The organism is Kribbella sp. NPDC051137 (assembly GCF_040682535.1).
GTDB classification, from domain to species: Bacteria; Actinomycetota; Actinomycetes; order Propionibacteriales; family Kribbellaceae; genus Kribbella; species Kribbella karoonensis.
Window position 1 is genome coordinate 773,692 of sequence record NZ_JBFBBI010000003.1, and the last position, 13,315, is coordinate 787,006.

10 protein-coding genes are annotated in these 13,315 nt (G+C 69.7%); 8 read left to right on the forward strand and 2 right to left on the reverse strand.

The window, feature by feature from the left end; genetic code table 11:
- Positions 1-146: 146 nt before the first annotated feature.
- A complete protein-coding gene (locus AB0M51_RS18790) occupies positions 147-584 on the reverse strand; it encodes a hypothetical protein (protein WP_344194545.1) in 438 nt (145 codons plus the stop codon).
- Positions 581-1,261, reverse strand: a complete 681-nt coding sequence (locus tag AB0M51_RS18795; protein ID WP_344194547.1) for a GntR family transcriptional regulator — start codon at positions 1,259-1,261, stop codon at positions 581-583. The genes AB0M51_RS18790 and AB0M51_RS18795 overlap by 4 nt, the downstream gene beginning before the upstream one ends.
- Before the next feature lie 121 nt (positions 1,262-1,382).
- Between AB0M51_RS18795 and AB0M51_RS18800 the strand changes: the two genes are divergently transcribed.
- Genes AB0M51_RS18800 through AB0M51_RS18835 form a run of 8 tightly spaced genes read left to right on the forward strand, consistent with a single transcriptional unit; the run spans position 1,383 to position 13,026 of the window.
- Positions 1,383-4,097 (forward strand): UxaA family hydrolase, encoded by a 2,715-nt coding sequence (locus AB0M51_RS18800; protein ID WP_344194549.1) that lies wholly within the window; start codon positions 1,383-1,385, stop codon positions 4,095-4,097.
- A gap of 5 nt (positions 4,098-4,102) precedes the next feature.
- Positions 4,103-5,002: a fumarylacetoacetate hydrolase family protein gene (locus tag AB0M51_RS18805; RefSeq protein WP_344194551.1), complete on the forward strand. Its 900-nt coding sequence runs from the start codon at positions 4,103-4,105 to the stop codon at positions 5,000-5,002.
- Positions 4,999-6,450: an aldehyde dehydrogenase (NADP(+)) gene (locus AB0M51_RS18810; RefSeq protein ID WP_344194553.1), complete on the forward strand. Its 1,452-nt coding sequence runs from the start codon at positions 4,999-5,001 to the stop codon at positions 6,448-6,450. The genes AB0M51_RS18805 and AB0M51_RS18810 overlap by 4 nt, the downstream gene beginning before the upstream one ends.
- The gene (locus AB0M51_RS18815) at positions 6,447-8,234 is read left to right on the forward strand and encodes an IlvD/Edd family dehydratase (protein WP_344194555.1); all 1,788 of its coding nucleotides are present in this window, start codon (positions 6,447-6,449) and stop codon (positions 8,232-8,234) included. The genes AB0M51_RS18810 and AB0M51_RS18815 overlap by 4 nt, the downstream gene beginning before the upstream one ends.
- 59 nt (positions 8,235-8,293) lie before the next feature.
- Positions 8,294-9,538, forward strand: a complete 1,245-nt coding sequence (locus tag AB0M51_RS18820) for a DUF2088 domain-containing protein (RefSeq protein ID WP_344194557.1) — start codon at positions 8,294-8,296, stop codon at positions 9,536-9,538.
- Positions 9,535-10,401: a U32 family peptidase gene (locus tag AB0M51_RS18825; RefSeq protein ID WP_344194559.1), complete on the forward strand. Its 867-nt coding sequence runs from the start codon at positions 9,535-9,537 to the stop codon at positions 10,399-10,401. Before AB0M51_RS18820 ends, AB0M51_RS18825 begins: the two co-directional genes overlap by 4 nt.
- On the forward strand, positions 10,391-11,758 hold the full coding sequence (locus tag AB0M51_RS18830; RefSeq protein WP_344194561.1) for an FAD-linked oxidase C-terminal domain-containing protein: 1,368 nt from the start codon (positions 10,391-10,393) through the stop codon (positions 11,756-11,758). The genes AB0M51_RS18825 and AB0M51_RS18830 overlap by 11 nt, the downstream gene beginning before the upstream one ends.
- Positions 11,758-13,026 (forward strand): alpha-L-fucosidase, encoded by a 1,269-nt coding sequence (locus tag AB0M51_RS18835; protein ID WP_344194563.1) that lies wholly within the window; start codon positions 11,758-11,760, stop codon positions 13,024-13,026. The genes AB0M51_RS18830 and AB0M51_RS18835 overlap by 1 nt, the downstream gene beginning before the upstream one ends.
- Positions 13,027-13,315: the final 289 nt, after the last annotated feature.

The following is a 13,315-nucleotide window of genomic DNA, read 5'->3' on the forward strand; positions in this document are numbered from 1 at the left end:
CACGGCAGGCCTTATGCACCACCTCTGCATATGCAGTCGCCCGGGGGTGGGTGGGAGCGCGCGGAGCGGACGCGTCTGAGGTGCGGAGCGACGAAGCTAGCGGCTGCGGAGCACGCCGCGGGGCTTATCACCTCCACCCGGGTTTCCTACTCGCGTACGGCGATATCGTCCAAGGCAGACCACGGGAGGACTCGCGCCGTGATCGTGCGGCGGTCTTCGAGGGCGGCTCGGAGTAGGCGGTGGATGCCGTCGAGGATTGTCACGCGGTTGTCGGGGCGGCGTACGACGTCGATCGGGTGGCTGAGGTCGGCCGCCAGGGTGCGTTCGTACTGGGCGTGGTACGTGGCAGGGTCCGCGGCCACTTGGCGGGGCGTGACGTGGAACGGGCCGTCGTACGCCCAGAACGGCAGGTCGAGGTGGTGTGCCAGGTCGGCGACCGGGAGTTCGACGACTGGGAGGTCGAGGGCGTGGAGGCGGTCCAGGGACCAGTGGAAGTCGAGGATGTACGCCGTGAGCTCCGGCGGGATGGGGAGCGGGAACGGGCGCCGGGTTGCCGCGGTGGTGGGCGGCGGGGCGTCGGTCATTCGTAGATTCTGCGGAGGCGGAGTGTCATCGAGTTCTCGATGTGCTGGGTCATCGCGGTCTCGGCGCGGACCGGGTCGCCGGAGGTGATCGCCTCGACCAGCATGTGGTGTTCGCTGAGGACTTCGGGGCCGATGTCGCGGTTGTAGTGCAGCCGGAAGATGTGCAGGTGGCAGTGGGTCCGCTCGAAGGCCAGCCGCACCTGCTCGCTCCCGGACAGCGACGCGATCAACGAGTGGAACCGGTTGTCGTGCACGGTCAGTGACTTGTACCCGGCGTAGTCGATCGAGGTCGGCTCGACCGCGGTGGCCAGCTCGGCCTGCAACTGCTCGACTCCTTCGGGAGAGATCAACTCGGCCGCCCGCCGAGCAGCCCATGGCTCGAGCAGCAGCCGGAACCGGTACAGATCGTCGAACTCCTCGAGCGACAGCAGCGGTGTCGCGCGGTAACCCTTCAGCGGCTCCTTGACCGCGAGCCCTTCCGACTCCAGCCGGGCCAGAGCCTCCCGGACCGGCGTGGACGACACCTGGAACTCGCGGGCCAGCCCGTCGATCGAGATCCGCGCTCCGGGACGGATGACGTGGTCCATCAGCATCGTCTTGATGGCCTCGTACACGTCGTCGGCGAGCATCTGCCGCCGGAGCAGCCGCCGGTCCACCGGCGCCACTGGCTCGGTCATCAGGTGTCTCCGGATTCTGGTCGCGGGCTTGACCCCACCGGTCAGGTTTCGGCAGGGTAACACTGGTAATCATGCATCATGCACGATTTCGGCCCGGCCTAGCTATGGGGAGTCACGAACGATGGTGAGGTTCGAACAGATCGGCGTGCTGCCCGAGCCCGGGGACAATGTCGCGATCGCCTCCCGGCGGCTGGACGCCGGCACCGAGGTGGAGCTCGGCGGTACGGCGGTCACGCTGCCGCACACCGTGCTCGAGGGGCACCGCTTCGTGGTCGCCCCGGTCGCGACCGGCGAGGCACTGACCTCGTGGAACACCGCGTTCGCGCGCGCGTCCCGCGACCTGGTGCCGGGCGATTACGTCTGTACGCCGACCAGCCTCGCCGCGGTGACTGCCCGTGGTGTGGAGGGGCTGCCGGCGGAACCGAGCGCGACCAACGAGCCGCTCGACCCCTACGAACTCGACGAGGATGCGCTCAACTTCGGCGCCCAGGTGACGAGCCACGAGCAGCCCGGCACGTTCCTCGGCTACCCGCGCGAGCAGGGCCCGGCCGGCACCCGGAACCACGTCCTACTGCTGGCCACGAGCTCCCGCAGCAGCGGGTTCGTCACCGAGCTCGCGCGGCGCTTCGACGGCGCGGCAGCCGGTGACGGCGTCGCACCGGTCGCGCACACCGAGGGTGGCGAGGACGAGGTACCGAACAACCTGCACTTCCTGCTCGCCACGCTCGGCGGCTTCGCGCTGAACCCGAACGTGGGCGCGGTGCTGATCGTCGACACCGAGGGCGATGTCGTCTCCGGCCAGAAGATCAAGGAGTTCCTGGCCGAGAACAACTATCCGTCGATCAAGGTGCCGCACGCGTACTTCACCCGCAGCGGCGGTTTCGAGCACGACCTGGCGGCGGCCGGTGCGCTGATCGAGCCTTGGCTGCCGATCGTGGATGCCCAGCCGCGCGTCGAGGTGCCGCTCGCCGACCTCAAGATCGCCCTGCAGTGCGGTGGAAGTGATGCGTTTTCCGGAATTTCCGCGAACCCGCTCGCCGGTCAGGTGAGCGCGGAGATCATCCGCCACGGTGGTACGGCGGTGCTCGCGGAGACCGACGAGCTGATCGGCGCCGAGCCGTACGTGCTGAAGAACGTCCGCGATCTCGCCACCGCGAAACGTTTTCTCGCCACGATCAAGTCGTTCAAGGAACGCGTCGGCTGGCACGGGCACACCGCCGAGGGCAACCCGTCCGGCGGCAACGTCTACCGTGGGCTCTACAACATCGTGCTGAAGTCGATCGGCGCTGCCCGCAAGTTGCCGCGTGAGGTGCGGCTTGACCACGTGATCGACTACGGCGAGCCGCTGCCCGGCGACGGCTACATCTTCATGGACAGCCCCGGCAACGACCTGGAGTCGGTGGCCGGCCAGATCGGCAGCGGCTGCAACCTGATCTTCTTCACCACCGGCAACGGCTCGATCACCAACTTCCCGTTCGTCCCGACGCTCAAGTTCGTCACGACGACCGCGCGGTACGAGCGGTTGCACGCCGAGATGGACGTCGACGCCGGCAAGTACCTGACCGGTATGTCGATGGCGGACCTGACCGCGGAGACGTTCGACCTCGTCGTACGGGTGGCATCCGGAGAGAAGAGCGCGGGCGAGCGCGCCGGGCACAGCCAGGTGTCGATCTGGCGGAACTGGAAGCAGACCGGCCCACGCGAGGGCATCTCGATCAGCACCGACGGGCGAATGGCGCGCAAGCTCGCCGACCTGCCGGTCGAGGACCGCGACGCCCCGCTCGACGGGCTGCCGCACCGCGGCCTGACCTCCGACGGCCGCACGCTTGCCGGCCTTCTGAAGGTCGACGACCGCCTCGTCCCGGAGGCCGTCGGCCTGATCCTCCCGACCAGCCTGTGCTCCGGGCAGATCGCGTTGCGGATCGCGGCGCAGGCCGAGCTGGAGAAGTGGGCCGGCGACGCGGTCACCCGGATGGTGGCGCTTCCGCACACCGAGGGCTGCGGCAGCAGCGGTGGCGCGTCGGAGGAGACGTTCGCGCGCATCATGCTCGGCTACCTGCTGCACCCGAACACCCGGATGGCGCTGCTCCTCGAGCACGGCTGCGAGAAGACGCACAACGACTACTTCCGCTCGCGGCTGGTGGAGGCGGGCGCGGACCCGGCGCGGTTCGGCTGGGCGAGTATCCAGGCGGACGGCGGCCTCGACGCGGTCGGCGGGAAGGTCAAGGACTGGTTCAGCAGCTTCGACCTGCCGGCTCCGATCGAGCAGGACGGTGACCTCGGCGCGCTCACGGTCGGCCTGGAAGCACGCGGCCCGTTGCCGGACGAGACCGCCGAGGCGCTGGCGCTGATCGGGCAGGAGATCGTCGGCTCCGGCGGTTCCGTCGTACTGTCGTCGCGTGGTGCCCTGCTGGCGCACGACGGCTTCCGTACGGCGGCGTTCGGAAGCGACGAGGCGGCCGGGCCGACGGTCGCGCACGGTCAGCGGCTCGCGGCGCCGGGGTGGCACGTGATGCGGATGCCCGGTACGGACTGGATGGAGACGGCGACCGGCTTCGGCGCGACCGGCGTACAGCAGATCCTCGCGCATGTTGCCGGCGGCACCTTGTCGGCGCAGCGGTTCGTGCCGGTCGTCGAGTTCAGCAACGACCCGGAGACGGTGGCGGCGTACGGCGACGACCTGGACGCGGTGGCCACCGGTGACGCGGCCGAGCAGGCCCGGATCGGGCTGGACACGGTCGCCGCGGTCGCAAGCCGGCGGCTCGTCCCCAAGGCGGTTGCCTCCGGCAACATAGGTTTCCAGATCACCCGCGGTTTGCTCGGGACGTCGATGTGAGAGGCATGTCCATGCACTTGGTCCGTTATCTGTCCCCGGTCGACGGCCGGCCCGTTCCCGGTGTCCGCACCGGTGACTCGGTGGCTCCGCTCGAAGGGGTGAACTCCTTCGCCGAACTGCTCCGGCTGCCGCTCGACGAGTTGCAGGCCGCGGTCGGCAAGGTCGGCGCGGAGGTGCCCGTCGACGGGCTGAAGTTCCTGCCGCCGATCGACGGCCGCGGCGAGGTGTGGTGCGCGGGCGTGACGTACGAGCGGTCCCGCGGCGCGCGGATGGAGGAGAGCAGCGAGCAGTCGGTGTACGACAAGGTCTACACCGCCGACCGGCCCGAGCTGTTCCAGAAGGCGCCGGCCTGGCGGGTCGTCGTCGACCGCGAGCCGGTCGGGATCCGCTCCGACTCCGGGCACGACGTACCCGAGCCGGAGCTCGCGGTCGTTGCCAACAGTCACGGCGAGATCGTTGGCTTCACCATCTGTAACGACATGAGCTCGCGGTCGATCGAAGGCGTGAACCCGCTGTACGTGCCGCAGGCGAAGCTGTTCGCCGGCGGGTGCGCGCTGGCGTCGGGGATCCGCCCGGTGTGGGAGGTCGCCGACCCGAAGGCACTCGGGATCAACCTGGTGATCCGGCGCGGCGAGGACGAGGTGTTCAGCGGTACGACGTCCACCGAGAAACTCGTCCGCGACCTCAAGGACCTGATCGACGCGCTGTTCCTGCCGAACGACTTCCCCGACGGCGTCATCCTCGCCACCGGCACCGGCATCGTCCCCGAACTCGACTTCGCCCTCGCCGAAGGTGACGTCATCACGATCACCATCGACGAACTGGGCACCCTCACCAACCCGGTGGCGGTCGGCACCGAACCGTTCGCGTTCCTCGCAACCGACAACCTGGAAGGAATCCGATGACGCAGGACACCACGCCCGCCGAGCTCGAGCAGGCGCTCGCCGCCGCGGCTGCGGCCGCACCCGCCTTCGGGGCAGCCGAGCCGGCCGTACGCGCCGGGTGGATCCGTGCGGTGGCGGACGCGCTGGACGCCGCCTCCGGTGAACTGGTGCCGATCGCGATCCGCGAGTCTTCCCTCCCCGAGGCCCGTCTGACCGGCGAGGTCGCCCGCAGTACCGGGCAGCTGCGGATGTTCGCGGACGCGCTCCAGGAGGGCTCGCTCCTCGAAGTCACCATCGACACCAAGGACCCGCAGGCAAAGCCTGTCCCGCGCCCGGACCTGCGCCGCGTCCTCGTCCCGCTCGGCCCCGTCCTGGTGTTTGCCGCCAGCAACTTCCCGTTCGCGTTCAGCGTCTGCGGCGGCGACACCGCCTCGGCGCTGGCCGCGGGCTGCCCCGTGATCGTCAAGGCGCACCCGGGCCACCCGGAGCTGTCGGTACGGACGGCCGAGGTGATGATCGACGCGCTGAAGCAGGCCGGCGCCCCGGACGGCACGTTCGGGCTGATCTCCGGCTTCGACGTCGGCGTCACCGCGCTCAAGGACCCGCGGATCACCGCCGCCGGATTCACCGGCTCGGTGCCGGCCGGCAAGGCACTGCACGAGATCGCGGTCAGCCGCCCGGAGCCGATCCCGTTCTACGGCGAGCTCGGCAGCCTCAACCCGGTGTTCGTCACGCAGGCCGCGATCGATGCCCGCGGCAAGGACATCGCGAGCGGGTACGTCGGCTCGTTCACGCTCGGCGTCGGCCAGTTCTGCACCAAGCCCGGCCTGCTCTTCCTGCCGAGCGGCCACGGCCTGCAGGACCAGCTCGTCGAGGCGACCGGCAGCGTTGCCGAAGCCCCGATGCTGAACGACCGGATCAAGGACGGCTTCACCTCCGGCCTCGACCGGCTGGAGAAGGTCGACGGCATCCACGTCTGGTCCGCCGGCGCCGCGACCCTGCTGCAGACCACGGTCCCCGAGCTGCTGGCCCGCCGCGACGAGATCCTCGAGGAGTGCTTCGGCCCGGTGTCGATCGTCGTCGAGTACGCCTCGCCGGACGAACTGCACGCGGCGATCGAGGCGTTCGACGGCAACCTGACCGCGACCCTGCACGCGGAGGACTCGGACGCCGACCTGGCCCGTGACCTGCTCCCGAAGCTGACCGCGCGCGCCGGGCGCGTGCTGTGGAACGGCTGGCCGACCGGCGTCGCCGTGTCCTGGGCCCAGCACCACGGCGGCCCGTTCCCGTCGACGGTCGGGTCGATCCACACCAGCGTCGGCGTCACCGCGGCCCGCCGGTTCCAGCGCCCGGTCGCGTACCAGGACGCGCCCGACGCCGTACTGCCCGACGTACTCAAGGACTCGAACCCGGCCGGGATCACCCGCCGGGTGAACGGAACCGTGACCACAGACGAGGTGACGCGATGAGCGACGAGCCGACTGTTGACGAGCCGGACCAGCCGATCGGCCGGCGGAGCTTCGACCACTGGTTCGGTGAGAAGGGCCGCAACGGGTTCATCCACCGGTCGTGGATGAAGTCGCAGGGCTTCACCGAGGAGGTGTTCGACGGCCGCCCGGTGATCGGGATCTGCAACACCTGGTCCGAGCTCACCCCGTGCAACGCGCACCTGCGGCGGCTCGCCGAGTCGGTCAAGCGCGGCGTCTGGCAGGCCGGCGGGTTCCCGGTGGAGTTCCCGGTGATGTCGCTCGGCGAGACGCTGCTGCGACCGACCGCGATGCTGTTCCGGAACCTGCTCAGCATGGACGTCGAGGAGTCGCTGCGCGGCAACCCGATCGACGGCGTCGTCCTGCTGACCGGCTGCGACAAGACCACTCCCGGCTCGATCATGGGCGCCGCGAGCGTCGACCTGCCGACGATCGTGGTCACCGGCGGTCCGATGTTGAACGGTAAATTCCGCGGCTGCGACATCGGCTCCGGTACGGCGGTGTGGCGGTTCACCCAGGACCTCAACGCCGGCCGGATGTCCGCGGAGGACTTCGCCGCGGCCGAGGCCGGGCAGTCCCGCAGCAACGGGCACTGCATGACGATGGGTACGGCGTCCACGATGGCCTGCATGGCCGAGGCGCTCGGCCTGCAGCTGACCGGGTCCGCGGCGATCCCAGCGGTCGACTCGCGGCGGTACGTCGTCGCGCAGAAGTCCGGGCAGCGGATCGTCGAGATGGTCAAGGAAGACCTGAAGATCAGCGACGTGCTGACCCGGGACGCGTTCGCGAACGCGGTCCGGGCGAACGCGGCGATCGGCGGCTCGACGAACTTCGTCATCCACCTGCTCGCGATCGCCGGCCGGGTCGGCGTCGACGTGACGCTGGACGACATCGACGAGTGGGCCCGCGGCGTCCCGTGGCTGGTCGACCTGCAGCCGTCCGGGAAGTACCTGATGGAGGACTTCTACTACGCCGGCGGGCTGCCCGCGGTGCTGAAGGAGATCCTGCCACTGCTCAAGACCGAGGCGATCACGGTCACCGGCCGGACGATCGGCGAGAACGTCGCGAACGCCGAGCGGATCGAGGCGACGTACCCCGGCGCGGCGCCGGGCAGCCAGACGTACGCCGTCATCCGGCCGGTCGGCGATCCGCTGGGCAGTGGCGCGGGAACCGCCGTACTGAAGGGGAATCTCGCGCCGGACGGTGCGGTCATCAAGCAGTCGGCCGCCTCCGAGCGGCTGTTGCGGCACCGGGGGAAGGCGCTGGTGTTCAGCAGCATCGAGGAGTACGACAAGGCGGTCGAGGACCCGGACCTGGACGTCGATGAGGACACCGTGCTGGTCCTGCAGAACGCCGGGCCGCGCGGGTACCCGGGGATGCCGGAGGTCGGCAACATGACGATCCCGCGGAAACTTGCGGAAATCGGTGTCGACGACATGGTGCGAATCTCGGACGCCCGGATGAGCGGCACGGCGTACGGCACCGTGGTCCTGCACGTCACCCCCGAGGCAGCCGTCGGCGGTCCGCTCGCGCTGGTCCGCACCGGCGACTGGATCGAACTCGACGTACCGGCCCGGCGCTTGCACCTGGACGTCTCCGACGAGGAACTCGAGAAGCGCCGCGCCGACTGGCAACCACCCACACCCCCGACGGATCGCGGCTGGGCCCGGCTCTACGTGGACCACGTGACCCAGGCCAACCAAGGCTGCGACCTCGACTTCCTCGTCGGCCGCACCGGGTCCGCCGTGGGCCGCCAGAGCCACTGATGGACTGGGGACCGTTCGAGGCGATCCGTGGGCTGCGGCCCGCGGGGACACTTCCTCAGGTGACTCCGATCCGGCGGATCCTCACGGATCTGCCGGTATCGGTGGATCCGTACGCCGACGCCCTGGCGGCACTTGCTCCCCTACAGGAGCGGGTGCGCCCGGGGGCGCGGATCGCGGTGACCGCCGGCAGTCGGGGGATCCGGGACCTGGTGCCGGTGGTGAGGGCAGCCGTGGACTGGCTACGAGAGGCCGGCGCCGAGCCGTTCGTGACGCCCGCCATGGGCTCGCACGGAGGCGCTACCGCCGACGGCCAGCGGGAGATGCTCGAAGGACTGGGCATCACCCCGGAAACCGTTGGCTGCCCGATCGAGGCAACCATGGAAACCGTTGTCGTCGGTACCTTGCCCGACGGCACCGAGGTCCACCACGACGCGATCGCTGCGAAGGCCGACGGGGTGTTGCTGGTCAACCGGATCAAACCGCACACCGACTTCCGCGGGCCGATCGAGAGCGGTATCGCGAAGATCCTCGCGATCGGACTCGGCAACCACCGCGGCGCCGCTTCCCTGCATGCCGGCGGCATCCCGTCCCTCGGCGGCAACATCGAGGCCGCCGCCCGGATGATCGTTGCGCAAGGCAAAATTCTCGGCGGCCTGGCGATCCTCGAGAACGCCGAGGACCGCACCGCCTCGGTCGAACTGCTGGATCCGGAAGGTATCGCGGAAACGGCAGAAAACGCTCTACTGCAAAGAGCGTCCAGTCTGCTCGGCCGGCTGCCGTTCGATCAGCTCGACGTGCTGGTGATCGACGAGCTCGGCAAGGACAAGTCCGGCGCCGGCATGGACACCAACGTGATCGGCCGCTGCTGGGTGCACGGCATCCCCGAGTTCGGCTCGCCGGACATCGCCGCGATCAGCGTGCACTCGCTGACCCCGGCGTCCCACGGGAACGCGTCCGGCCTCGGTCTGGCCGACGTGATCCCGGCGCGGCTGCTCGAGCAGATCGACTTCAAGGCGAGTTACGTGAACGCGTTGACCTCGGGCGCCGGCGGTGCGCGACGTTCGCGGCTGCCGATGGTGATGGAGGACGACGAGGCCGCCGTACTCGCGGCCGTGACGATGTGCGGACGGCGGCACTGGTCCGAGCTCCGGCTGGCCCGGATCAAGGACACCCTGTCGCCGAACGAGCTGATGGTGACACCGGCCCTGCTGACCGAGGCGGCCGAACGATTCGACCTGGAGATCACCGGTACGGCGCGCGACCTGACGCCGGCCGGCCGACTCGGACCCTGGAGCGAGAGATGAACCTTCGCGAAGCACGTGCCCTGCTCTCCGACCGCGGCTTCCGGCCCGGCGAAACGTCGACGAAGACGTTTTCCGACGGTTCGCCGTACAAGGTCGAGATCCCGTCCTGCGAGGGCCCGCGGGTGATGACCGCGGTCCTCGAGGAGGCGAAGGACCGCGGCGTCACGGTCGACCGGGTGTCGCAGGGCAGCGGTGTGATGATGCTGACCGACGGCGAGATCGAGGAGATGCTGTCGCTCGGTGCGTCCGAGGGCGTCGAGGTGTGCCTGTTCCTCGGCCCGCGCGGGTCCTGGGACATCGGCGGCCAGGCGAAGGTCTCGGCGGCGGTCGGTGGCGTTGCCCGAGGCAACGACCAGGTGGCGGCGTCGTTGTGCGACGCGTACCGCGCGGTCGAGCTCGGCGTACGGAGCCTGCTGGTCGGCGACATCGGCGTACTGGAGATCATCGGCCAGCTGAAGCTCGAGGGTGAGCTGCCCGCCGATCTGGTGCTGAAGACGTCGGTACTGATGCCGTTGCCGAACGCGCCGACCGCGCAGCTGTACGAACGCCTCGGCGCGACCAGCCTGAACGTGTCGACCGACCTGCCGGTGCCGGTGCTCGCAGAGATCCGTTCGGTGACGACGGTGCCGATCGACATGTACATCGAGGTCCCCGACGACCAGGGCGGCCACGTCCGGTTCTACGACGTACCGGAGATCGTCCGGGTCGCGGCCCCGGTGTACCTGAAGATGGGGCTGCGGAACGCGCCGAACATCTACCCGGTCGGCGCGCACCTGGCCGGTACGGCGGAAGCCCTCGGACGCGAGCGCGTCCGCCGGGCCGAGCTGATCCTGCGGCTGCTCGCGGAGCAAGATGAGGGATGAGTTCCTGGACCGGCTCCGGTCGGTCCTCGGTGACGTCGTCGACGACCCGGACATCCTGGACAGTCATCGCAACGATCACGCCACCTTCTGTACGGCGGGTGTGCCGCGGGCGTTGGTGCGGCCAACGAGTACGACCGAGGTGCAGGAGGTCCTGCGGCTGGCGTCCGAGTTCCGGGTCCCGGTGGTCACGCAGGGCGCCCGGACCGGGCTGTCCGGTGCCGCGAACGCGGTCGACGGGTGCCTGCTGCTGTCGACCGCGCGGCTGAACCGGATCCTGGAGATCTCCGTCGAGGACCAGGTCGCCGTCGTCCAGCCAGGTGTCGTGAACGCCTCGCTGTCCCGCGCGGTTCTGGAGCAGGGCCTGTTCTACCCGCCCGACCCGTCGTCGTGGGAGATGTCGACGATCGGCGGGAACATCGCCACGAACGCGGGCGGCCTGTGCTGCGTGAAGTACGGCGTGACGTCGGACTTCATCCGCGGCCTGGAGGTCGTGCTGGCGTCCGGCGAGGTCGTACGCACCGGCCGGCGTCCCGCGAAGGGAGTCGCCGGCTACGACCTGACCCGGCTGATCGTCGGCTCCGAAGGCACACTCGGCATCGTCACCGAGGCGACACTCGCACTCCGACCTGCCCCCGAGGCCGCCCTCACCGCGGCCGCGACCTTCCGCACCATCGAGGACGGCATCGCCGCGGCAGCCGCCGTGATGGCCGCCGGGCTGAGCCCGTCCCTGCTGGAGTTCCTCGACCAACTGACCCTGCGGGCGATCCAGGACTACCGGGACATGGGACTTCCGAGCGATGCCGGCTCGATGCTGATCGCCCAGTCCGACCGGGGAGCGCGGGCAGCCGACGACGTGGCCCGGGTGGCCGAGATCTGCTCGGCGCACGGTGCGGTGGACGTCGCGGAGGCGTCGGACGCCGAGGAGTCGCAGATGCTCCTGGAGGCGCGTCGGCTGGTGAACCCGGCGCTCGAGCGGCTGGGTATCACGCTGATCGACGACGTTTCGGTCCCGCGTTCACAGCTGGTCACGCTGCTGCGCGGCATCGCCGACATCGGCACGCAGTACGACGTCATGATCTTCTGCCCCGGCCACGTCGGCGACGGGAACATGCACCCGACCGTGGTCTTCGATCGGGACGACGCGGCGGCCGAGGCGCGGGCGTTGCAGGCGTTCGGGGCGGTGATGGAGCTGGGGCTGCGGCTCGGTGGGACGATCACCGGCGAACACGGGATCGGCACGTTGAAGGCGGGTTGGCTGGAGACCGAGCTGGGGCCGGTCGGACTCGAGTTGCACCGGCGGGTCAAGGCCGCGTTCGACCCGCTGAACCTGTTGAACCCCGGGAAGGTGTTGTTGTGATGGATGCTTCCGCCGTACGTCCGTCGGCGCGGCAGGTCGCGTGGCAGCGGCAGGAGCTCACTGCCTTCGTGCATTTCGGGCCGAACACGTTCACGGACCTGGAGTGGGGGACCGGGCTGGACGATCCGACGGCGTTCGCTCCGTCCGCCCTGGACTGTTCGCAGTGGGTGTCGACGCTGGTCTCCGCGGGATTCAAGAGCGTGATCCTGACGGCGAAGCACCACGACGGGTTCTGCCTGTGGCCCAGCAAGTTCCTCGAGCACTCAGTTGCCGCGTCGTACGGGCGTGACGTGGTCGGGGAGCTGTCGGCCGCCTGCCAGGACGCGGGCCTTGGCTTCGGCGTGTACCTGTCGCCGGCGGACCTCTACCAGGAGAAGGCGCCCGGCGGGTACTACGGCAACGGCAGCCCGGCGGTGCCGTCGCGGGTCGGCGAGTTCGAGTACGTCGTCGACGACTACAACCGGTTCTATCTGAACCAGCTCCACGAGTTGCTGACGTCGTACGGGCCGATCTCCGAGGTGTGGCTGGACGGGGCGAACCCGACCAGCAGCGCGCAGAGCTACGCGTTCGACGACTGGTTCGACCTGATCCGGCGGCTGGCGCCGGACGCGACGATCGCGGTCGGCGGACCGGACGTGCGGTGGGTCGGCAACGAGGACGGGTTCGCGCGCGAGACCGAGTGGAGCGTCGTACCGTTCGCTGACGGCGCGATGGTTGCGGAGCAGACGGCGCGGGACGTTGCCGGGCCGGAGCAGCTGGCGAAGGCGGACGAGTTGCGCTGGTACCCGGCGGAGGTCGACGTGTCGATCCGGCCCGGCTGGTTCTACCACGCCGCGGAAGACGACGCGGTCAAGCAGGTCCCGGAACTCCTGGACATCTATCGCAGGTCGGTCGGCCGGAACGCCGTACTCCTCCTCAACATCCCGCCGGACCGGCGCGGTCTGTTCGCCGATCCTGATGTTGCGGCGTTGACGGCGTTCGGCGCCGCGGTGCGCGAGTACTACGACGCGGATCTGGTGCTGCCGGCAACCATCAACGTGGTGGACCTGCGGGAGAACATCGAGCAGGGCCAGCAGATCTCGTCCTTCGCCGTGGATGCGTTGCTCGACGGGTCGTGGCAGGAGATCGCGACCGGCACCACGATCGGGCATCGCCGTCTGCTCGTGGTGCCACCCGTTGCGCCGACCGACGTACGGGTCCGCGTCTTGTCGGCTCGCGCCGAAGCCGAGGTGGAGCTGTCGGTCCACTTCGACCCGACGATCGGCTAGTCCCCCTGCCCGGAGTCGAACCAGGAACCGAGCCTTCGGAGGGCCCGGTGTGATTCCGTCACCAGGGGGAATCCGTCCTGTACGCGTTACTCCTGCACGGATACGACACGCGTCCAGTCGGCACACTCGGATTCACACCACACGTGATCCCCGCGGTGCGCGATCCGATCCCGCTGCACGTGCCCGCAGGCCAGCAGCACCCGTCGCATCGAGTGACCTTGCGCGACCGGAGCACCGGTCCTGCCACCAGGCACTCGCTTCCTGTTCCTGAGGTCGGCCATGGCCGGTC

Excerpts from the sequence above, each read along its gene's own strand:
- AB0M51_RS18790 (WP_344194545.1), bottom strand. The coding sequence starts at position 584 with ATGACCGACGCCCCGCCGCCCACCACCGCGGCAACCCGGCGCCCGTTC.
- AB0M51_RS18795 (WP_344194547.1), bottom strand. The coding sequence starts at position 1,261 with ATGACCGAGCCAGTGGCGCCGGTGGACCGGCGGCTGCTCCGGCGGCAG.
- AB0M51_RS18800 (WP_344194549.1), top strand. The coding sequence starts at position 1,383 with ATGGTGAGGTTCGAACAGATCGGCGTGCTGCCCGAGCCCGGGGACAAT.
- AB0M51_RS18805 (WP_344194551.1), top strand. The coding sequence starts at position 4,103 with ATGTCCATGCACTTGGTCCGTTATCTGTCCCCGGTCGACGGCCGGCCC.
- AB0M51_RS18810 (WP_344194553.1), top strand. The coding sequence starts at position 4,999 with ATGACGCAGGACACCACGCCCGCCGAGCTCGAGCAGGCGCTCGCCGCC.
- AB0M51_RS18815 (WP_344194555.1), top strand. The coding sequence starts at position 6,447 with ATGAGCGACGAGCCGACTGTTGACGAGCCGGACCAGCCGATCGGCCGG.
- AB0M51_RS18825 (WP_344194559.1), top strand. The coding sequence starts at position 9,535 with ATGAACCTTCGCGAAGCACGTGCCCTGCTCTCCGACCGCGGCTTCCGG.
- AB0M51_RS18830 (WP_344194561.1), top strand. The coding sequence starts at position 10,391 with ATGAGGGATGAGTTCCTGGACCGGCTCCGGTCGGTCCTCGGTGACGTC.
- AB0M51_RS18835 (WP_344194563.1), top strand. The coding sequence starts at position 11,758 with ATGGATGCTTCCGCCGTACGTCCGTCGGCGCGGCAGGTCGCGTGGCAG.